This is a genomic window from Variovorax sp. NFACC27, assembly GCF_048301545.1.
Taxonomy (GTDB): domain Bacteria; phylum Pseudomonadota; class Gammaproteobacteria; order Burkholderiales; family Burkholderiaceae_C; genus Variovorax; species Variovorax gossypii.
Genome location: NZ_CP157613.1, coordinates 5,739,011 through 5,757,599 on the forward strand (window position 1 = coordinate 5,739,011; position 18,589 = coordinate 5,757,599).

At 66.2% G+C, this 18,589-nt stretch carries 32 protein-coding genes and 1 tRNA gene; 14 read left to right on the forward strand and 19 right to left on the reverse strand.

Annotated features, from left to right (window positions below):
* Positions 1 to 29 precede the first annotated feature (29 nt).
* Both ABL840_RS26885 and ABL840_RS26890 read right to left on the reverse strand, forming a co-directional pair.
* Positions 30 to 323, reverse strand: coding sequence for a hypothetical protein (locus ABL840_RS26885; protein WP_093303748.1), 294 nt, complete (start codon positions 321 to 323; stop codon positions 30 to 32).
* A gap of 425 nt (positions 324 to 748) precedes the next feature.
* Positions 749 to 825: transfer RNA gene (locus ABL840_RS26890), tRNA-Met, on the reverse strand.
* Positions 826 to 936: 111 nt separating this feature from the next.
* On the opposite strand from ABL840_RS26890, the gene ABL840_RS26895 reads away from it, so the two are divergent.
* On the forward strand, positions 937 to 1,410 hold the full coding sequence (locus ABL840_RS26895) for a hypothetical protein (RefSeq protein WP_176947522.1): 474 nt from the start codon (positions 937 to 939) through the stop codon (positions 1,408 to 1,410).
* On the opposite strand, the gene ABL840_RS26900 is transcribed toward ABL840_RS26895, so the two are convergent.
* From ABL840_RS26900 to ABL840_RS26980, 17 genes are read right to left on the reverse strand one after another with little or no spacing between them, the layout of a single operon-like run.
* The gene (locus ABL840_RS26900) at positions 1,383 to 2,081 is read right to left on the reverse strand and encodes a hypothetical protein (RefSeq protein ID WP_093303746.1); all 699 of its coding nucleotides are present in this window, start codon (positions 2,079 to 2,081) and stop codon (positions 1,383 to 1,385) included. The two genes, ABL840_RS26895 and ABL840_RS26900, sit on opposite strands and share 28 nt — an antisense overlap.
* A gap of 26 nt (positions 2,082 to 2,107) precedes the next feature.
* On the reverse strand, positions 2,108 to 2,653 hold the full coding sequence (locus ABL840_RS26905; RefSeq protein ID WP_418116017.1) for a nuclease domain-containing protein: 546 nt from the start codon (positions 2,651 to 2,653) through the stop codon (positions 2,108 to 2,110).
* On the reverse strand, positions 2,650 to 2,871 hold the full coding sequence (locus ABL840_RS26910; RefSeq protein WP_093429329.1) for a hypothetical protein: 222 nt from the start codon (positions 2,869 to 2,871) through the stop codon (positions 2,650 to 2,652). Before ABL840_RS26910 ends, ABL840_RS26905 begins: the two co-directional genes overlap by 4 nt.
* Positions 2,868 to 3,368, reverse strand: coding sequence for a hypothetical protein (locus tag ABL840_RS26915; RefSeq protein ID WP_093303740.1), 501 nt, complete (start codon positions 3,366 to 3,368; stop codon positions 2,868 to 2,870). The genes ABL840_RS26910 and ABL840_RS26915 overlap by 4 nt, the downstream gene beginning before the upstream one ends.
* Positions 3,365 to 3,799: a hypothetical protein gene (locus ABL840_RS26920; protein ID WP_093303737.1), complete on the reverse strand. Its 435-nt coding sequence runs from the start codon at positions 3,797 to 3,799 to the stop codon at positions 3,365 to 3,367. The genes ABL840_RS26915 and ABL840_RS26920 overlap by 4 nt, the downstream gene beginning before the upstream one ends.
* The gene (locus tag ABL840_RS26925) at positions 3,796 to 4,059 is read right to left on the reverse strand and encodes a hypothetical protein (RefSeq protein ID WP_093303735.1); all 264 of its coding nucleotides are present in this window, start codon (positions 4,057 to 4,059) and stop codon (positions 3,796 to 3,798) included. The genes ABL840_RS26920 and ABL840_RS26925 overlap by 4 nt, the downstream gene beginning before the upstream one ends.
* A complete protein-coding gene (locus ABL840_RS26930) occupies positions 4,056 to 4,490 on the reverse strand; it encodes a hypothetical protein (RefSeq protein WP_093303732.1) in 435 nt (144 codons plus the stop codon). Before ABL840_RS26930 ends, ABL840_RS26925 begins: the two co-directional genes overlap by 4 nt.
* Complete coding sequence (locus ABL840_RS26935) at positions 4,490 to 5,017, reverse strand: hypothetical protein (RefSeq protein ID WP_093303730.1); 528 nt, start codon at positions 5,015 to 5,017, stop codon at positions 4,490 to 4,492. Before ABL840_RS26935 ends, ABL840_RS26930 begins: the two co-directional genes overlap by 1 nt.
* Positions 5,014 to 5,244: a hypothetical protein gene (locus tag ABL840_RS26940; RefSeq protein ID WP_093303728.1), complete on the reverse strand. Its 231-nt coding sequence runs from the start codon at positions 5,242 to 5,244 to the stop codon at positions 5,014 to 5,016. Before ABL840_RS26940 ends, ABL840_RS26935 begins: the two co-directional genes overlap by 4 nt.
* Positions 5,241 to 6,206, reverse strand: coding sequence for a hypothetical protein (locus ABL840_RS26945; RefSeq protein ID WP_093303725.1), 966 nt, complete (start codon positions 6,204 to 6,206; stop codon positions 5,241 to 5,243). The genes ABL840_RS26940 and ABL840_RS26945 overlap by 4 nt, the downstream gene beginning before the upstream one ends.
* A complete protein-coding gene (locus tag ABL840_RS26950) occupies positions 6,203 to 8,011 on the reverse strand; it encodes a DNA cytosine methyltransferase (protein ID WP_093303723.1) in 1,809 nt (602 codons plus the stop codon). The genes ABL840_RS26945 and ABL840_RS26950 overlap by 4 nt, the downstream gene beginning before the upstream one ends.
* On the reverse strand, positions 8,005 to 8,313 hold the full coding sequence (locus ABL840_RS26955) for a hypothetical protein (RefSeq protein WP_093303720.1): 309 nt from the start codon (positions 8,311 to 8,313) through the stop codon (positions 8,005 to 8,007). The genes ABL840_RS26950 and ABL840_RS26955 overlap by 7 nt, the downstream gene beginning before the upstream one ends.
* The gene (locus ABL840_RS26960; RefSeq protein WP_093303717.1) at positions 8,310 to 9,104 is read right to left on the reverse strand and encodes a hypothetical protein; all 795 of its coding nucleotides are present in this window, start codon (positions 9,102 to 9,104) and stop codon (positions 8,310 to 8,312) included. Before ABL840_RS26960 ends, ABL840_RS26955 begins: the two co-directional genes overlap by 4 nt.
* On the reverse strand, positions 9,101 to 11,662 hold the full coding sequence (locus ABL840_RS26965; RefSeq protein ID WP_093303715.1) for a DNA methyltransferase: 2,562 nt from the start codon (positions 11,660 to 11,662) through the stop codon (positions 9,101 to 9,103). Before ABL840_RS26965 ends, ABL840_RS26960 begins: the two co-directional genes overlap by 4 nt.
* On the reverse strand, positions 11,662 to 11,976 hold the full coding sequence (locus tag ABL840_RS26970) for a hypothetical protein (protein WP_093303713.1): 315 nt from the start codon (positions 11,974 to 11,976) through the stop codon (positions 11,662 to 11,664). The genes ABL840_RS26965 and ABL840_RS26970 overlap by 1 nt, the downstream gene beginning before the upstream one ends.
* Before the next feature lie 27 nt (positions 11,977 to 12,003).
* Positions 12,004 to 12,183, reverse strand: a complete 180-nt coding sequence (locus ABL840_RS26975) for a hypothetical protein (protein WP_093303710.1) — start codon at positions 12,181 to 12,183, stop codon at positions 12,004 to 12,006.
* The gene (locus tag ABL840_RS26980) at positions 12,183 to 12,380 is read right to left on the reverse strand and encodes a helix-turn-helix domain-containing protein (protein WP_093303708.1); all 198 of its coding nucleotides are present in this window, start codon (positions 12,378 to 12,380) and stop codon (positions 12,183 to 12,185) included. The genes ABL840_RS26975 and ABL840_RS26980 overlap by 1 nt, the downstream gene beginning before the upstream one ends.
* Positions 12,381 to 12,450: 70 nt before the next feature.
* On the opposite strand from ABL840_RS26980, the gene ABL840_RS26985 reads away from it, so the two are divergent.
* From ABL840_RS26985 to ABL840_RS27045, 13 genes are all read left to right on the forward strand, one after another.
* Positions 12,451 to 13,206, forward strand: coding sequence for a S24 family peptidase (locus ABL840_RS26985; RefSeq protein WP_176947521.1), 756 nt, complete (start codon positions 12,451 to 12,453; stop codon positions 13,204 to 13,206).
* Positions 13,207 to 13,369: 163 nt separating this feature from the next.
* Positions 13,370 to 13,570 (forward strand): hypothetical protein, encoded by a 201-nt coding sequence (locus ABL840_RS26990; RefSeq protein ID WP_093303706.1) that lies wholly within the window; start codon positions 13,370 to 13,372, stop codon positions 13,568 to 13,570.
* Positions 13,567 to 13,689: a hypothetical protein gene (locus ABL840_RS26995; RefSeq protein WP_418116018.1), complete on the forward strand. Its 123-nt coding sequence runs from the start codon at positions 13,567 to 13,569 to the stop codon at positions 13,687 to 13,689. Before ABL840_RS26990 ends, ABL840_RS26995 begins: the two co-directional genes overlap by 4 nt.
* Positions 13,686 to 13,907 carry a hypothetical protein gene (locus tag ABL840_RS27000; protein WP_143042947.1) on the forward strand — a complete coding sequence of 74 codons (222 nt, stop codon included), beginning with the start codon at positions 13,686 to 13,688 and terminating at the stop codon, positions 13,905 to 13,907. The genes ABL840_RS26995 and ABL840_RS27000 overlap by 4 nt, the downstream gene beginning before the upstream one ends.
* Positions 13,900 to 14,124 (forward strand): hypothetical protein, encoded by a 225-nt coding sequence (locus ABL840_RS27005; RefSeq protein WP_093303701.1) that lies wholly within the window; start codon positions 13,900 to 13,902, stop codon positions 14,122 to 14,124. Before ABL840_RS27000 ends, ABL840_RS27005 begins: the two co-directional genes overlap by 8 nt.
* Positions 14,121 to 14,351: a hypothetical protein gene (locus ABL840_RS27010; RefSeq protein WP_093303698.1), complete on the forward strand. Its 231-nt coding sequence runs from the start codon at positions 14,121 to 14,123 to the stop codon at positions 14,349 to 14,351. The genes ABL840_RS27005 and ABL840_RS27010 overlap by 4 nt, the downstream gene beginning before the upstream one ends.
* Entirely contained in the window at positions 14,348 to 14,539 is a 192-nt protein-coding gene (locus ABL840_RS27015; protein ID WP_093303696.1) for a hypothetical protein, read from the forward strand. Before ABL840_RS27010 ends, ABL840_RS27015 begins: the two co-directional genes overlap by 4 nt.
* Before the next feature lie 112 nt (positions 14,540 to 14,651).
* Positions 14,652 to 14,891, forward strand: a complete 240-nt coding sequence (locus ABL840_RS27020; RefSeq protein ID WP_093303693.1) for a hypothetical protein — start codon at positions 14,652 to 14,654, stop codon at positions 14,889 to 14,891.
* Between the two features lie 5 nt (positions 14,892 to 14,896).
* Entirely contained in the window at positions 14,897 to 15,706 is an 810-nt protein-coding gene (locus tag ABL840_RS27025; protein ID WP_418116019.1) for an ERF family protein, read from the forward strand.
* The gene (locus ABL840_RS27030; protein ID WP_176947520.1) at positions 15,703 to 16,638 is read left to right on the forward strand and encodes a lambda exonuclease family protein; all 936 of its coding nucleotides are present in this window, start codon (positions 15,703 to 15,705) and stop codon (positions 16,636 to 16,638) included. Before ABL840_RS27025 ends, ABL840_RS27030 begins: the two co-directional genes overlap by 4 nt.
* Positions 16,639 to 16,646: 8 nt before the next feature.
* Positions 16,647 to 17,759, forward strand: a complete 1,113-nt coding sequence (locus ABL840_RS27035) for a hypothetical protein (RefSeq protein WP_093303688.1) — start codon at positions 16,647 to 16,649, stop codon at positions 17,757 to 17,759.
* 25 nt (positions 17,760 to 17,784) lie between these two features.
* On the forward strand, positions 17,785 to 18,213 hold the full coding sequence (locus ABL840_RS27040; protein WP_143042946.1) for a hypothetical protein: 429 nt from the start codon (positions 17,785 to 17,787) through the stop codon (positions 18,211 to 18,213).
* A gap of 23 nt (positions 18,214 to 18,236) precedes the next feature.
* The gene (locus ABL840_RS27045) at positions 18,237 to 18,515 is read left to right on the forward strand and encodes a KTSC domain-containing protein (RefSeq protein ID WP_418116020.1); all 279 of its coding nucleotides are present in this window, start codon (positions 18,237 to 18,239) and stop codon (positions 18,513 to 18,515) included.
* The last annotated feature ends 74 nt before the right edge of the window (positions 18,516 to 18,589 follow it).

Genomic DNA, 18,589 nt, shown 5'->3' on the forward strand with positions numbered 1-18,589 from the left:
TCAGCGAACCCCTACAGGGGGGCGACCGATCAGGTGGCGGTGAGTTCCAGCCCAAAGCGGGCGGCAACGATCGCGCGGCCGACGGCAATGCGCGGCGTGGGGCCCTCAAGCCATGGTCCACCGGGAATGTTCGTGCCCGGCCTGCCAACGACAACAGCGCACCACTGAAGGCCCTTGCCTGGCATCGGAGAGGATTGGATGGCGTAGCGCTCGATGAGCTGCTCGAAGTCGGGCCAGATGCTGGCGAAGGCCTGGGCGCCGAGGGCCTTGGCTACCCAGGATTCCAGCTCTTTGCCGGCGAGTTCGGAGGTCTTGATGTTCACCAGGCCATTTTCGCTGGTGGTGTGAGAGTGGTGGCCGGTGCTGATCTCCGGCTCAAGGTGGCGCGCCTGTTTTCATAGCAGCCGGGAAACCGGCCTAGGAGGTCTGTCCACGCTGGTTCGCGCCCATGCGCCGCGCATCAGCCTGCGCATTCACCATCATCGAAGCGGGCCGGGATTGAAACCGGCTCTTGCAGTCTCACGTCGCCCATCGAGGTGTACAGGGCGCAGGATGCAGGAGGGCACCACCCCTCCGCGTTTTTAACGTCGCAAGCCGTAGCTATTGCCGCTTCGATGATGGCCCCGCTTCCGGGCATCCATGGGGCCGGCGCCTGCTCGCCTCGGCTTTCCCAATCCCTTCCTCCGTCCCTTCACCCGTTGCCCGGGTCGAATGCAGGTAGGTCCGGCAGTCACGCTTCACAAATGTCTGGTTGCGATGGGCAGATTTGAACTGCCGACCACTGGGTTATGAGCCCTGTGCTCTACCAGGCTGAGCTACACCGCGATCGAACTTTGCCCCGTTCGCCGCCGGCGCGCCCGCCCTACAGGGGGTGGCGAACAGCTGGCCCTGGTTCGGATCGATGCGCGCCTCGAGTGCGGTCACCTTGCGGCGCAGTTGCTTCACCTCCTCGCCGAGCTCGGCCGCCAGGATGGCTGCGTTGCGGCCGGTCTCGATCGCGGCGGCCTGGGCAGCGGCGCCGGCCATGAGGTTGGCCAGGGCGCGGTCCTCGCGCGGCGTGAGCGTGAGCACCTCGTCGCCGATCTCGATCTTCACCATGCCATCGGGCATCACCGTCTTCGACATCGGGCGCGCCGCGGGATGCTGGACGGCCGGGACGTAGACGCCGCGCTGCACGCGCAGCAACATGCCGTCGTCGGTCAGCGTGCCCAGCCGGTCGTCGATGACGGTGAGCTTCAGACCCGTGAGCTCGGCGAGCGTCTCCCGAGTCACGATCTGCTCTTGGTTGTGCAGGTCCTGCACGGCTTCGAGCACCAGGGCGGTTGTGGATTTGCGGGCATCGGGCATCGATTGTTCTCCTCGTTAAATTGCATTGGCACTGCTCAAATGAGCGACAGGACCAGCTTGTAGACCGCGATGGTCGCGGCCGCGACGGCAAACAGGGCCGGCCACATGAGGGACATCGATTCCTTCGAATTGATCATCGTGTGTGCCCTTGCTCGCCAGATAAGCGCGCGTTGCCGGGGCACGTCGATGTAGACGCTTCCCTGAATGGTGTTTCCGTGGGATCCGGAGCCCTTGTCATTCCAGTCAGCGCTGGCTTCCACGTTCTCGTTCCCGTTGGACGGGTTTGCGGTACCGCGAACCTTGATCGATACGGCATCAGGGCGACGCCCCAACTGCTCGAAGAGGATCTGGGGTACCACCTGGTTGTAAAGGACGGCCATCTGCGGGTGGGCGCTCTTCGGGTAGGCGCCATCACGGAACCACTTGGCGACCTCGCGAAGGTAGACACGCTGGAAGAGCACCCCGTATCGGGCAATGACGGTGCCCTGAAAAAGCGCCCTGGCCTTCTCGACCTCCTCCGACCAGCGATAGCGCCATGCCATGTAGGTCAGCATCGCCAGCGCAGCGACCCAGACTTTCCAGTCGGACACCTGCACTGCCTGGGCGCCTGCCGCGCTCTTGATCGAGAAGAGTCGCTCGAGCACATCTGGCAGCGACACGTTGAACCACGCAACGCCGATGATGACGGCGCTCGTGACAATGAGATTGCGGCGGATTTTGTCGTCGTCGTCCATGTAGGTCTCCTTCTCCGGGTGGTGCTTTATACGATGTGCTGGACACGAGCAAGCGCCCATTCGGCGGCGCGGCGCTCGCGAGGCGTGGCCGGCTGCATGCCCGCGACGATGTCCTGCCAGATGGCCACCATCCAACGGTGGGCGGCCGCGAAACGCTCGATCTTCTCCGCCGCCGGCGCCGGGCCTTGGTCCAGCCATCGATGGCATGGCGCGCAGCCGTACACGTGCCACTGGTCATCAGCCTTGCGCGCGCCGGCCTTGCCATGCACCGACTGGTTGCTATGGCATGCCACCGTGGTGGCCGGGTCTGGCCGGCAGATGCCGGGCACCGACAGCAGGCAGCGCTGGCCGCGCGCCATCGACAGCAGCGCCGGGTTGCGCTGTGCTTCGGTCTTCGGCGCGCCGCCCCGGAAGTCCGCATCGTTGATCGCAGCCATGCGAACGATGCGGCCTGACACCTGCTGCACGCGGACCAGCACCGTGATGTCCGGGCCCGCGGCCAGGTCCACGCCGATGACCTTGGGCCGTGGGCGCTTGAACGCGGTTCGCTTCAGGGGCGCGCTGCGCTTCATGGCATGACCCGATCACACCAATGGCGCCAGAGGTCGGAAAAGATTGCGCCGCCGAGGAGCTGGCACACGGACTCGTAAGGAACGCTCATGACGTGCGCGATGGTTGGCGCGGCCTGCCTTTGCTCGCAGAAGCGGCGAAACACCTCGGCCGCCTGCTCGTGGGTAATGCCTCCTTCCAGCTGCGCCGCGGCCGGGCTCGGGAACAGAACGACCGTCACGGGCAAACCGCTCCGACGATTTCGCCCGTATCCGGGTCGACCTGCATCCGCTCCCACTGTTCGAAGCTGGCGGGGAACGTCACGCCGAGCTCGGTGGCGGCGAACGCGCTCACTCGGTCAATGAACCGGCTGTAGCCCTTCACGCCGAGGTCCTCGGAGCTGACGCGCACGCGCCGGCGCACCTTCTTGCCCGTGAGAGGGTTCTTGGTCGTGACGGTCTTGTAGCCCAAGTACTCCTCGCGGAAGTGCTCCTTCCAGACCTTGAGTGTGAACTGGGCCCCGTTCGGTCGCGCCTGCGCCGCGATCGTCTTCAGCACCACCCCGTGGTAGTACTTCCGCTGCCGATCGGTCTTTGCATCTTCATGCAGGCGAATCTCGATTTCGAGGCGACGGCCCGCTGCCCACTGCTCCTTGCACCACGGCGCAACGCGCTCGAGGAAGCTGGAGCGGGCCCGCTCCTGGTCGGGCCAAACAACAGTGAGGGCAAGGTCGGTCATCGAGCGGTTCTCCGGTAGGGCCACGCCACCATGGCGGCGTCGCGTTCGTGTTGATTGCTGCGCGTGGCCCAGCGGGTCACGAGCTCGAAGGCTGCCGCGTCCAGCTTGGCGCCCTTGGCGGTCGGGCTGATGCCGTGGGCGGGGATGCCCAGGTCAGCGCACACCGCGGTGATGAGGCTGCACCAGGCATCGACCTGGCCAAGCGAGCGGGCCGTGGCCAGCGCGGCGCCGTAGTCCTTCTTAGACCGGGCGTTCCAGACGCGCCGCTCCAGCCGGCTGTCCTCGAACACCACGCGCGCCGGCATGTAGTGGCGCAGGTTGTGCTCGATGGAGTGCGGCTCGATGGTCTTCAGGAACGTGATGACGCCGCCGTCGAAAGCGGCGAGGCCGGTGCTGGCACCCGGATCGATGCCGAGGATGTGGACCGTCACAGCAGGGCTCCTTGGGGCGAGGTGCGCAGCGCTTCCATACGGGCGGCCGCGGTCTTGACGGCCTCGTGGCCGACCTTCCAGTCCTTGCCCCAGATGGTGCGCAGGGCGGTCTTGTATTCGTCGCGCAGCGTCCCGTCCTGGCGCGAGCGCCAGTACTCCGGCCCGTTGGCGATGCCTCGGGCGAGGCATTCCCGGCAGTTGGCCGTGTAGCCCGGCCAGTCGGCGCGGATGGCTGCCTTTTCGCAGTTCGGGCACGTCATGCTGCGATGCCCTCCAGCAGAGACTCGAAGGAGGCCCAGTCGAGGTGTCCGGTCTTCAGCTTGAGCTCCAGGTCGCATGCGGCATCGATCAGCGACTTGCGCTGCAGGCCGTCGACGAGACGGTCACAGGCCTCCAACCCCGAGCGAAGCGAAGCCCGGCGCGTCGGGTCGATGACCGGCACCCCCGCCTGCTCGTACAGGGCGTTGCATGCACCGCGCACGATGCGCACGTCCGGCAGGTCGTGGTCAATGTCTTCGGCCATGAGCGCGCCCAGCACCACGAACAACACTCGGCCGGCCGCGGCCACGAACTGGTCGCTGTCGTCGCCCAGGATGGCGTGGATCTGCGCGCGCACGGCTGTCGCATGCCACTGTTTCTCGATGAGGGCCCGGGCGATCAACCCGAGCGTGGTGGTACGGCGGCGGGCCATCAGACAGCACCTCCCAACATGCCCAGGCCCATCGGGGCGCGGCGCGATCCGGACCGGATGTGCGCGGAGGTGCCGATGCCGAGTCCCCAGCGCCGATCGAACTCGACCGCGGGAACGGAGCTGCTTCGGATCTCCTGAACCATGTCCTCAGTGATCGGCGACAGCCGGCGTTGTGCCGTCGCAATGCGACGCGATGCCAGCAGCGACTTCGGTTGCCCCTTCTGCAGCTTCGACTGGTGGACCGCGATCAGGCAGTCGGGGTGAACGCATAGTTCGCAGTCGCACTTCACCGTGACCACGCGATCAGCGCGGATGCTGCCGCGCGTCAGCACCCACAGCACCCGACGGACGTTGTAGGCCCGGCCCTTGGCGCCGCCAAGGCGGATCTGCGGGCTGCGGCCGAGGTTGGCGTGGCCCGTCCAGGCGAGGCATTCGCCTTCGGGCTCGGTGTGCTTCAGCAGGCGCGCGAGCGTCAGCTGCTCGAACACCTCGATCTCGGCATCCCAGGGATTGATCGACGGAATCATGCGTGCTCCGGGCTCTGTTCGAAAGCGAGGTCGTTGGCGGGCTGCAGCGCGGCGAAGTGCTCGGCACACGCATCGAGGCGGGCACGTTCGACGGCTCGGTACGGGCGCAGGGCGGCCGCCGCTGCCGGTGCGGCGCGCTGATGCAGCGAGCGCTCGTACACGGCGATCTGATGGAGGTTGCGCTGAGCGGACACCGCCACCTGGGCGATGGTGAATGCAGTGGTCATGCTGGAATTCCTTGTCGTTGCTCCACGGCCCGGCGGACGCGGGCAGTGAATTGGGGGAACGTCTCGCGGTCGACGCTCAGGTCGTGCTCGTTCCACCGACCCAGGCCGAGCTCTACGGCCTTGGCTTCGATGGTCGAACGGTTCTCGTCCCACGGCTTCTCGGGCATCCCGACGCCGGCGGCGATCTGCGCGGCCTCGCCGAGCTGACGCTTGACGATGCCCAGCAGGTAGTTGAAGCCCTTGGGCGGGACCGACTTCGCGCAGATGTCCGCCGCAGCTTGGAAGGTCTCGATGGGCACGCCCTTGGCGATGAGCGCAAGCAGCTCCGGGCTCGACGGGTTGACGTCAGCGACCTTCCGGTCCTTGATCGCGCGGCACACCTCCCCCGCCTTCGTCGGGCTTTGCCCCTCACCCCCCACCGATGCGGCCGTAGTTCGGGCGTGGTGGTGGTTTTCTTCTTTACCAGTACTGGTTCCGGTTCCGGTTCCGGTTCCGGTTCCGGTGCCGTCTCTCCCGGTGTCGCTCCGGGTGTCGTCCTGCTGGCGTCCATCGTCTGTCCCATGGGACAGACCAGTCCTTTCCGCCTCTTTCCGTTGGCGGTACTCGGCCTTCCGGCGGCGCTCCGCCTCGCGGGCGGCCAGCATTTCCAGCACACGCTTCGTCACTGTGTCGTGGTACAGGCGGCCGTCCTCGGCCTCCCACCAGCCGCGCATGAGCTTGGAGCGCACCTTGGCGAAGGTCTTCATCGGCATGCCGATGCGCACGGCGATCAGCTCATCTTCGTTGGGCAGCGAGCCGCAGGGCTCCTGCCTCCATGCGGACAGCCACAGCATCAGGAGCCAAGGCTTCACGTCCGCTGGCGCCAGCGCCCACGTGTCTGATTGCTCGATACGCTCGTGGTCCAGCTCGAAGCGCCAGCCCTTCGCCCGAGTTTCTGCAGGGTATGGAACTGGACGTGTCACGCGGCCTTCCTCTCCTGCTCGTGGCCGTAGTCGCTGTAGTTGGCGGCGACCAGAAGCCTCATGGGCAGCGGACTCACCGAATTGCCGCACATGCGCACCTGCGCCGTCTTCGTCAGCAGCTTGCCGCTGGCCGTGCGGTCGATCGTGTAGGTGGGCGGGAAGTCCTGGGCGTTGTAGAGCTCTCGCGGCGTGAGCATGCGCAGGCAGATGTCCACGATGACCCACGGCTCGCCCTTGAGCCACACGGTGACCAGCGCCAGGCGGTCGTGCGTGGTGATGGTGGTGGCCGGGTCGCGGAGGTCGGCCCACTGGCCGCCCGAGGCGTGATAGCGCATGAGGAAGGCGGCGCAGCGCAGTGCGCCCTCCTCGTGCTCCTTGCCCAGGTGGTACTCGACCAGCGCCTGATGCTCGCCGGCGGCCGCGATCGTGGTCAGCGGATCTCGGGCATCGCGGCCCTCGCTGTTGCGGCGCAACGTGGTCAGGTGCGCTGTGATGAGCTGCTGCTGGCTGCCGCTCGCCGTCACGGCCGAAACCGGCTCGCGGACATCGCGTGCATGCGTAGTGTTGAAGCCGCCGTTCGCCTGCACCATGAATGCCGTCGTCAGGCCATGCTTCTTCCCGCCCGCGGTGACGGTGCCCAGCGCCTTCTGAAGGTCAAGAACTCGCGGCGCCTGGCCATCGCGCTCGCCGTATCCCATCTGCACCAGCACTGCAGCCGCCAGCGCCGTCTCGCCCCCTTTGGCGGTGGTGATGGTGCGCTGCGGCTCCCGCACATCGAAGGCGACGTCCCGCGTGTGCGTCACCGGCACCAGCGTGGGTGCCAGAAGCATCTTGTGGCCGCCCGTCAGCACGGGGCCGATGGGGTCGGACACCGGCCGCGGCACGTTGTTCGCCATGTTGTTGACGATGAACGGCTCCGGGCAGTCCAGTACGAACTTGCGCATGCCGTGCGCGATGCGGCGCATCGTCGCGTCGGCCAGCGGCTTCTTCCGGTTGAAGATGCTCTGGCCCTGGATGCTCCAGTTGATGCATTCGGCTGCCGGCCGGTGGGCCTTCAACTTGCCTGTCGGCCTCTTGGCGTGCGTCTTCTCCGGCCACACGATCGGCAGGCCGTCGCAGCGCGCCACCATGTACAGCCGCGTCCGGGTGCTGTGCGCGCCCAGGTCTGCATTGCAGATCACGCGCCACTGCACCACGTAGCCCATGGCCCGCAGGCCCTCCACGAAGTGCCCCCAGTTGCGGCCGAGCTTCTTCTTGTCAGCCACCAGGAACTGGCGGTGCCGCGGCACATGCTCGCCGGCCTCGGCCACGCGGAACGACTTGCGTTTCGTGACCGGGTCGACGACCTCGTCCAGGGTCACCACGCGCCCGGTCTTCGGGTCGCGCTTGGCGATCAGTGGCGACCATTGCAACATCTGCTCGACGTTCTCGAGCGTGATGACGTCGGGGCGCACCTTTCCCGCCCAGCGATGCACCACCCAGGCTAGCGCGCGAATCTTCTTCGAGCGCGGCTGCCCGCCCTTGGCTTGGCTATGGTCGGTACAGTCGGGCGAAGCATGCAGCAGGCCGACCTGCTGGCCGCGCACGACGGCGAGCGGATCGACCTCCCAGACATCGGCGCGGAAGTGCCGGGTCTGGGGATGATTCTTCTCGTGCATGCCGATCGCATCGGCGTCGTGGTTGACGGCGATGTCGACATGGCGACCGATCGCCTTCTCGATGCCGGTGCTTGCACCGCCGCCGCCGGCGAACAGGTCGATCACCAGCTTGGCGGACAGCGCGAGGATGAACTGAGGGGTCAGCAAGGGCGGGTCTCCGGGAAAAGTTGGGCCTGATCGGGCTGCGGAATGCGCAGCAGCTTCTGGCGCTTGTTGGTGTGGGGGTCGATGCGGAAGCCGCGCTCCTCGAGGTGACCGGCGGCAAGTAGGGAGTCCACGCGGCCGCACACGCCATTGATGGGCATGCGGGCCTTCTGGCTGATCTGTTGGCGGCTGAGCGAGACGCCCGGCCGCTGGAACAAGCGCATGACCTGTTCTTCCTTCGGCGACAGGTAGAACCGCGGCGACAGGGAATGAAAGGCTTCGGCAGAGGTTTCGGCAACGGTCATTCGGCCACCTTCCCGTGCAGCTCGCGCAGCGTTTCGAGCGCTTGCTCGACATTCCGTACAGCAGCTGGCAGCCCGCGCCACGAGGTCATCGGGTCGGCCTTCAGCGCGAACTTGATCGCGTGCACCTGGCTTTCTTCCGGCTGCCACTCGAGCAGGTCGATGCCTGTGGCGTCCTTGAGCTTCGCCAGCTTGTCGACCAGCTCCTGGTGCTTCTCGCCGCGGCGGCGCATTTCTTTGGCGATGCGCTCCTCGACGGTCTTGTCGACCTTCGACAGCGCTTCCTCGGTGGCGCGCTTGACCATGCCCTCCACGTCGCGCACGGGCTTGCGCAGCAGCGCGCCGAGGAAGGTCTTGGACAGCGCGATCGGCTCCAGCTTGGGCGCCGGCTTCAAGTACTTCAGCCTGGCGCCATCGAACTCGATGAAGCCCCAGTTGGTCGGGATCTCGTCCAGCTTCGCTACGCCGGGCGCGGCCAGCAGGAACCAGCGGTCCATGTACTGCATCACCGGCCAGGCTTTCGCCGGCAGCTTCATTTCGCGCTGCCAGTCCGACCGCGAGGTCTTGACCTCGTAGCCGACCAAGTCCATTCCGCGGGACGGCCACAGATTCATCACCACGATGTCGGCGAAGGTCCGCGCGTTCGAGCCCGTGCCGCTCGCCACTTCGAAGAGGCATGCGTAACCGTTGGCCTCGCCGAAGGTGGCAGCCATGTGCTGGTTCACCATGGCCGTGGTGACCTTCCCGCGTGCCGGCGCGTCCGCGCCTACGTCGTCAAGCTGCAGCTGGCTCATGCGGCCTCCTCGCGTGTCGGATCGTTGGCAGCTGTGCGGCGCCGCGGCTCCTGCTCCATGAAGTCGAAAAGGCTGGGGGTCAGTGCGTCGCGCTCGGCCTCGCACAAGTAGTGCACCTGGTCTCGGAAATAGCCTGCGTTGAGCTCGCTTCCGCCGGCGCGGCGCCCGAGCTTGATCGACCGCACGCCCACCGTGCCCAAGCCATGGAACGGGTCGTAGACCAGGTCACCGCGGTTGCTGTAGCGCTCGATCAGACGGTCGACCGTGTCGAACTGCAGCGGGCAGACGTGCTTCTCGACGTTGCGGCTCGACTGCTCGCCGTTGAGGGTTCGCATGCGCACGATGTCGTGCCAGATCCAGGGCGAGTTGCTGCCCGGCGCCAGACACATGAACTTGCGCGGCAGCGCGCCACGCTCATCGAGCTTCTCGCCAATGGCGACGTGGTCCTCGAAGTCGTAGATCCTGCGCAGGCTGTCTTCGGTGAAGTACTTGGCCAGCTTCGCCGGCCCCATCGCCGCCAGCTCCTCCACGGTCAGCAGCCGGTTGCCGCTCGAACGCCAGTGCGCATGCGCATCGATCTGCCAGCGCGCCAGGCTGTAGTCGTCCTTGGACTTCGCCACCGGCTCGTCGGCGTAGCCGCGGGTCAGGTCGGTCTGCGGCTTGAACAGCAGCACGACGTACTCCGGGCAGCCGACGCCCATCTTCGTGCCGTCCTTGCACATTTCGGTGTAGCTCAGGCGATAGGTCTGGTTGTTCTCCGCGACGACATCGGTGTCGATCTGGATCAGACCCAGCTTGTGGAAACCGTGCTTGCGGAAGTGGAAGACCGTCTCCTCGTGGAAGCAGTCCATCGTCGGGCGCCCCAGGCCGGTGACGCTGCCGAAAAGCACGCGGTCCTTGACGTGGATTGCCGCGATTCGCCCGGGCTTCAGGATCCGGTACAGCTGCGGCGTCAGGAAGTCCATCTGCTGCCAGAAGTGATCGTTGCCGTCCGTATGGCCGAAGTCGTTGTAGCTCGCGCAGTACTCGTAGTGGTTGCCGAACGGGATCGAGGTGACGATCAGGTCGACGGAGTTGTCCGGCCGCTCCATCGCTTCGAGGACGGCGTCGTTGTGCGCCACCTCGAAGCACTCACCTTTCACCACGCGGCGCTCGACGCCGATGGTCCTGGCCAGCTGCTCGTGCATGGAGAGGTGGTCCAGCCCGAAGGTGCGCACGAGGTCGGCCATCCGGTGCTGCTGCTCGTCGTGCCGCTGCCATTTCGCCTTCAGGCTAGCAACGACCTCGCGCTCGGCTTCCGTGTGGATGATGTCGATGCGCGCCGGCACCTCGAGCGATCCGCCGAAGCGGTAGACGCGGTGAATGGCCTGGATGAAGTCGTTGAACTTGTGGCCGATGCCCGCAAAGATCTCGCGGTGGCAGTGCCGCTGGAAGTTGCAACCGCTGCCCGCGATGATCGGCTTCGTGGACAGGATCCGGAATTCGCCATCGCTGAAGCCGACGATGCGGCTCTCACGCTCCTCCAGGTCCTGGGTCCCCCACACGCTGACGGCCTCGGGGATAGCCTCTTGCAGCGCATGTCGCTCATCCTCGAGGTCGTGCCAGATGACGAAGTGGTCCGCCGGCGCCTCATTGATCAACTCCTGCACCTTCGCCACGCGCTCGGGGATGGTCGTACGCTTCTCGTTCGCGGTCGCCGACAGGCTCAGCGAGGTGTTCTGGATCAGCAGGCCCTGCCCGACCTTGTCCGTGCCCGCGGCCGAGTAGTCGCTCGGAATCTCGTGCCAGCGGACATCCAGCGCCGGCAGGATGTAGCCGTCGTCGCTGTGGCCGAGGTCGCTGGGCTTCGTGATAACCACGGCCCAGCTGGCCACCCACATCCAGAACTCCCGCTCCTTGTGCGGGTAGAGAGTGAGGTTGCCGGCCTTCTCGCTATCGCGCTGGAAAAAGCGAGTGAGGGCCTGGCCAGAATCCATGATGCCGAGGTAGGCGGCGTAGTGGATCAGCTCCTTGAAGCGGTTCGGGTCCGGCGTGGCGGTGAAGACCGACTTGAACTCGACGGGCGCGAAGGCTGGCAGGAACTCCTGATAGGTCTTGCTGCCATAGCTGCGCAGGACGCTGGCTTCGTCCAGGCCGGTTGCGCGGAAGCGCGCCGGCGTGATGTTGCCCTCGCGCACAGCCTCGTAGTTCGTCAGGTAGATCGTCGCCGGGTCATCGATCTCGCTGTCGCGGCGGATGAAGCGCAGGTCGATTGCGCAGTCGCCGAGGAAGCGCTGCTCGGCCTCGCGGAAGAACTCCTGGCGCACGCCCAGCGGGATGACGCCGAGCCGATAGGCGTCGGGGAAGCGGCTGCCCACCTGGCGAAGTAGCTCCAGCAGCGTGGCTGTCTTGTGGAGCCCGAAGCTGGCAAAGCACGCGCGACTGCCGCCCTTGGCCATCCACTGCACGATGTCGCCGGTGTGCGGCCTCAGAGCAGGGTTGATGGCTTCGCGCGCCACCTCGAAGCCGTTGGCCGGGGCGAGCTTGATCTTGTCGCGAAGGAAGTCGATGTAGCCCATCAGGCGTGACCTCCCCGCTGCGCGAATTCGGGGCCCTCAAAAGGCCCTGTCAGTTTGCGCATCGCGTCGGTACGCTCCCCGTCATGAATCAACTTCTCCGCAACCATTTGTCGCCACGTCTTGCCGTAGCAGGTCAGGTAAATGAAGTCGCGCAGCAGCGTGGCGGTGTCGGTGTTGCTCAGAGCGCAGTGACGACGGAATACCTCGTCAGTCGTCTGGTCAACCTTGGTCTTCAGGTCCTCGGTCAGCTTTCCGAGTGGCCCGGCGATGCCGCGGGCGAAGGCCGGCTCTTGGTCTTGGTCGATGGTGGACATCTCGAACTCGTGGTGGGGGTGAAGTGGTCAGCCGATCGGCTGCAGGTCGGCGACGCGGGCAGCGAACACGTCGCGGAAGACGGTGTGGCGCCAACTGCCTTCGGGGAACGGGTTCGCCAGGGCGAGCTCTTCGCCCCGCTCGGCAGCCTGCGCGGCGATGTCGGCGACCTCTTCGTGGCTCAGTGAGGAGAGAGGCTTGACGTGCATCACGCGGCCTCCTTCGACTGAGCAGCTGGCAATTGCTGCGCGAGTGCCGCCAACTTGAGAGCCTCTTCGGCACCTGCCGCCACCTTCCCTGCTTCCCAGCGCGAAATCTTGGATTGCGCGATGCCGGTGCGCCTGGCAATTTCGGACTGCGACAGCGTGGCGCGAAGCTGTCGGATCACCGCTTGAATTTGGGTCATGCAGTGATTATGCACTTCTGCATTGCTATTTCAAGCAGTATTGCATTAAGTATTTCTGCATAGTCGAGGCATGGACGGAGTCACCCTCTTCAACAAGCTCCTGGCGAAACGTGGACTAAACCCGACGTCGCTGGCCGCCGCTATCAAGCGCCCGACTGCTCAGTCGGGCTTCGACCGCTTCAAGAAGGGCGACATAAAGCAACCTCGGCGAACAGAAAGTTTCGACCTGGCCGCGCGCTTCCTGGGCGTCGATGCGCTCGCCTTCTATGACGAGGACTTGGCGGAGCGCGAGTGGGCGCGCGTCGAAGGAAATGCTCCGGAAGAAGGACTTCCCAGCGCCCCACCTGCATCTGCGCCGCACGCTGATGCAGGGGAAGTTGTGATCGTCCAGTACGAGGTCAGCGGCGGCATGGACACGCGAGGAAAGCTGCTGCTCGAAGCCGAACCGCCAGGCATCATCAAGAGCTGGAGAGTGGATCGCGAATGGCTGCAGCTCAATGTTCGCTCGTACACCAGCCTAGCGAACCTCTGCATCGTCACGGGGTTCGGTCCCTCGATGAAGGGGATGTTTAACCCGGGCGACCCGCTGCTGATGGACCGCGGCGTGAATCGCGTCGACCACGAAGGCGTGTACTTCTTCCGAGTGGGCGATGAGGGCTACATCAAGATCCTGCAGCGCGTCCCCGAGTTCAATGGGCCCGGCTTTGTGTTGCGCGTGATCTCGAAGAACAAGGACGATTTCCCCCCCTACGACATCTCGCCCAAGAACCCGCACCTTCACATCATTGGCAAGATCCTCACCGTCTGGAAGAGCGAGCAGTACTGACTTCTGCCCCCGGTCACAAGGCCCGCCGCGAGCGGGCTTTTTTACGCGCCACGCAACAGGGGCGACCGATTCCCCGGAAAAACAATGCACAAGTGCATTGACACTTCAATGCAGTTCTGCATAATGCACTTCGCGGCCACCGAACGGCACGCGAGGAGCGCAAATGCAAAACAACCCCGGGCGAACCGCCCACGCCAAGCCGGCCGCCGTAGCGCCGCCCGGCGCCGACTTCACTGAAGAGCAGCTGATCGCCTTCGACCGCGCCTATGCGGTCGCCAAGGACACGGGCGCCCTGGACCAGATGCGGGTCGCGGCCGCCGTGAGCCTGGATCTCTCCCACAACCGCTCGGCGAGGCTGGCATGAAGGCGGTCCTGCAAGCCCAGCTGCTGGAAATTCAGCGCCAGATTGCCGCCATGCGGCGCCGCTACGCCGAGGTGCGCCGCGAGCGCTCCATGGCACCACTCGAGTGGTGCGCGGCATGAGCACGCAGCACACGCCGCAGACGAAGCTCGTCTCGATGAACCTCGGCGGCAATCTTCACGACGTCGCCCGGTATCTCACGAAGTTCGGTCTGTCCGACTTCTTCGTGCAGGCGGAAACCAGTGGGTTCAACGCCACGATCCTGCTCCGCTTGCCGATCGACTGGCCCCTGGACGGGCATGGCCCCCTGCCGGCCTCGGGGAGCACCAGCCATGGCTAAGAAATCCGCCGCCAAGCGCATCGCGCGCCTCGAATCCGTCTGCATCGGCGCCGGGTTCCTGCTGCGTCAGCTGCAGGCCCGCTACGGCGCCGACTTCAGCCACGGCATGCACACGCAGGTCGGCCAGTGCCTTCGCGACTGCCAGCAGATCGAAGCTGCACGCACCGAGCGGGAGGCCCGCGCGGCCGCTGCCGCGGCGCCGGAGGTCGCAGGATGAGCACCACACCGAAGCTCGGCATCGTGCTGACCATGAAGCTCCGCACGGGCGGAATGGTGATGGACTACAAGGGCGGCATCGCTGACGGCCTTGAGCTGGCGTTCTCGGCGCTTCACGACAAGCCGAAAACGCGAGCCAAGCTGCTCGCGAGCCTGACGCAGCAGCACCAGCGGATGCTCGGCAGCGAAGCCCAGGTTGCCGGTCCCGAGGAAGGGACCCCGTCGTGAGCATCACGCGCCGCACCCTCATGCAGCACGCAGTCGACTGGGCGCTGGGCACCCTCGCCTGCTTCGGCCTGCTGATGCTCATGGCATGGATGGACTGCAGAAAGGCGGAGGCCGACGCGCTGCGCCTGTCCATCGCCGAGTCCAACGACCGAGCCGCCCAGCTCGCGACCGCGAAAGGTCCGCGATGAATCGCGCCCGGCTCCGCCTCGCCCTCGCCGACCCGCACATGGTGGTCACCGCCGCCTGCGCGCTGGCCGGCCTTTTCGTCATCGCCCTCCTCATCTACGAAAGGATCGCATCGTGAGCGTTCGCCTTGTCCATCCGCCGCGCCCGCAGGCCGGCACCAGCGCCGCACCGAACGGCTTCCCGCCAGCAGCCAACGACGATTCCATCGGCGGCCTCTGGTTTCCGTCCACCAGCCGCGACAACCTGATCGTCGCCGGCCTGGTCCTGCTGCTCATCCTCGCCGCGGTGCTGCTCGCCCTGTACGGAGACGGTGCGAAGGGCTCCTGGCTCGCTCTCTGGGGAGCCACGAAGTGACTGCCGTGCTCGCCCAAGAAGACCAGCCGGCCTTCGCGTCGCGCCCCTCGGTCGTCCTGCCGCCACGCAACGAGATTGCGACTGTGCTGCACGCGATCACCGCCGCTGCCCACGACCCCAGTGTCGACATCGACAAGATGGAGCGGCTGTTGAGCATGCACGAGCGCATGCACGCCCGCGCCAACGAGCAGAAGTTCAACGCGGCGATGACCAAGGCCCAGGCCGCGATGGGCCCGATCTCGGCCGACGCGGTCAATCCGCAGACCCGCAGCACCTACGCCAGCTACGCGCAGCTGAACCGCGCGCTGCGTCCGATCTACACGAAGAACGGCTTCGCGCTCAGCTTCGACACCGACGACAGCCCGAAGGAGAACCACATCCGCGTGCTCTGCTACGTGTCGCACGCGGCCGGGCACATGCGCACCTACAAGTGCGACATGCCGGCGGACGGCAAGGGCGCAAAGGGCGGCGACGTCATGACGAAGACCCACGCCCAGGGCTCGGCGATGACGTACTCCCAGCGCTACCTGCTGAAGCTGATATTCAACGTCGCCATCGGCGAGACCGACGACGACGGCAACGGCGCGGGCCGCACCCCGGGCGCAGACGACATTCGGCAGGCAACCGAAGCCGACCGGCTCGCAGACGGACTGTTCCAGCGCCTCCAGCAGACCAAGACCGACGCCCAGGCCGCAGCCCTGTGGGCGGAGGGTTGCGTCGCGCTGGCGGAGACGAAGCGCCGCGACCTCTACGACGAGTTCAAGGAGTCGGTGATCACCCACCGCCGGAAGCTGAAGGCAGGAGGTCGCTCGTGATCCTGCTGAACCATCCTCAGGGAAGCGAAGACTGGCTACGCGCGCGCTGCGGCGTGGCCACGGCCTCGCGCTTCAGTGAGGCTCGCGAGAAAGTCGGCGGCCTGACCGAGCAGCAGCGCCTGTATGTCGATGCCCTGATGGCCGGCATGGCCGAGCCCGATGCTTGCGCGAAGGCCGGCTACAAGAAGAAGCCCAGCGCAACCGCCGTCACGAAGGCACTCAACGGCGAGCCCATCGAAGAGCCAGGCGCTGCGGCGATCAAGTACGCATGGCTCGTTGCCATCGAGACCATTAGCCGCGAGCCGCTCGACGACACGTTCGTCACCTACGCGATGCGCCGCGGGCGGGATCTCGAACCGCGTGCGCGCATGGTCTACGAGAAGCGTACCGGCGCGCTGGTCGAAGAGGTCAGCTTGATCCTGACCGACGACGAGCGATTCGGCTATTCGTCGGACGGACTGATCGACGACGACGGCATGGTCGAAATCAAGTGCCCCCTCGCCTGCGACAAGCTGGGGCAGGTCTGGGCCAGTCCGGAGACCGCGCACCTCGAATACATCGACCAGATCAACGGCGGTCTCTGGATCACCGGGCGCCAGTGGTGCGACCTGGTCGTGTATTGCCCCTGGCTGGAGCCTGTCGGCAAGGACCTGTTCGTCAAGCGCATCTACCGCAACGAGGACGCCATAGCCGCTCTCGAAGCGGACTTGATCGGCTTCATGCGGCTGGTGGACAGCCACCTCGAGGTGCTGCGCACACCCACCAAGATGTCCGGTGCCCCCAAGGTCGCCCCGACCGACGCGCCCGCGCCAGCGAGCGCCCCCGCCCCCTCCCCTACAGCGGCACCTGCTGCCGCCGCCGAACTTCCCCTGTTCCCCGATCCCGCCACGCCCCCGCGCGGCGGCCACGCCGTTGTCGACAACCCGTTCTGAGAGGTCCCATGTCCGAACTGAGCACCCCCACTTCCACTGAAGTCAGCACCCAGCCCACGACGATCGCCCAGGCGGCGCTCGCCCTGTTCTCGCCGCTGGAGAACGACATGCAGGTCCTGGCCACACGCCATCGCGACGTCGTCTTCGACATGAGCACGCCGAAGGGCTTCAAGGCCGCCAAGGATGCGCGCCTCGAGCTCCGCGAGTCCGGCCGCTTCGCAATCCAGCGTCTGCGCGACAAGACGAAGGACCAGCTCAACGACTGCAAGAAGGTCATCGACGGCGAGGCCACGCGTCTGATCGCCATCGTGGAGCCGGTGGAAACCTTCGTCGACGAGCAGATCAAGGTGCACGAGAAGAAGCTCGCCGACGAAAAGGCTGAGCGCGAACGCATCGAAGCCGAGCGCACGCAGAAGCACCTGGACGCGATCGAAAAGATCGAAGGCTACATCGCCAAGGCCGAAGGTTTGCCGATCGCACGCATTGAAATCGGCCTGGCCTACGTGCGCGAGATCGACGTCAGCGAGGCTGTGTTCGAGGACTTCGCGCCGCGGGCTGCCGCGCAGAAGGAAGCGACCATCCGAGCGCTGGAGAAGAAGATCACCGAAGCGCGCGAGCGCGCCGCCGCCGAGGAGCAACGTCTGGAGAACGAGCGGCTTCGCGCCCAGCTCGCCGACCTGCAGCGCCAGCAGGCCGCCGCCCCTGCCGCCGCGCCGGAACCGGCGCCTGCTGCCGCCGTTCAAGACCCCGCGGCCGAGCGACAAGATGCCCCAGAACCGGCTTGCCCGGCCCCTGCGGTCGCGCCACGCCCTGCCGGCCGCGTGACCGCTGCCACGGATCCTGCACCGGCCACCGCGCCGGTCCGTCAGTTCGAGGTGGGCGCGATCGCTGCCAACGACGCGGGCACGGCCAGCACGCCCACGCTGCGCATCGGCGACATCGCCGCGCGTCTCGGCTGGACCATGACCGCCGAGCAGCTGCGCAGCCTGGGCATCGAGCCTGCGGCCCGCGAGCGCGGCGCCACGCTGTACCACGAGCACCAGTTCCCCGAGATCTGCGCAGCCATCGCGAACCGCGCCAACGAAGCCGCCGCTGCCCACGCGCAGCGCCTGGCCGCCTGAACTCCGACCACTCCGAGGAGCAACCATGCCCATGACGAAAGACTCTCTCGCAGCCCTGTTGAATGGGCGCGAGTACTGCAAAGAAATCACCGCCGAGGAAGAAGCCGAAGCGAAGGCCAACGGCCTGCTGGTCATCTTCGGCGCCAGCGATGACCTGACGGAGTTGCGCGGCGCGCTGCACGACGAAGCCGGCACCTACGGGAGCGCCACCCTCCGGATCGACGCCAAAGGCTTCGTGCCGGACTGGGACAGCGTCGACCACGACGACGAGGACGCATGCGCCGACTACTTCGCCCGCAAAAACGGCGGCTTCGAGATCAACGCCAAATGGGCCGAAGGCGACTACTCCTGGGTCATCGAGACGTCCGCACCGTGCGCCACCTTCGACATCTTGGATGACGGCGAGAAGTACTGCCGCGGCATCGTCATTGACCTGGCCGAGATCGCCTCCTGACTGCACCACTACCAGGAGCACCTGTGTCCAAGACCCACACCCCAGCCGAAGACGGCGCCGAGCTGATCGTCATCGCGATGAAGCCCGTTCAGTCGCAGCAGATCGCTTCCATCGGCTACGACGCCGACAGCAGGACCCTCGCCGCGACGTTCACGCGCGGGCCCGGCACCGTCTACCAGTACCCGAACGTGGACGCGAAGGTGTTTGCCGACCTCATGACTGCCGACTCCCTCGGCTCCTACTTCGGCAAACACATCAGGCCGCTGGCCTGCAAGAAGTTCGCGCCGCCGGCGGCCGACTGATCAATTTTCGGGCGACTCGCCAGTCGGTTCACCTCCTCCCTCCCTCCTCCATTCCCGACTGGCCCGCGTGAGCG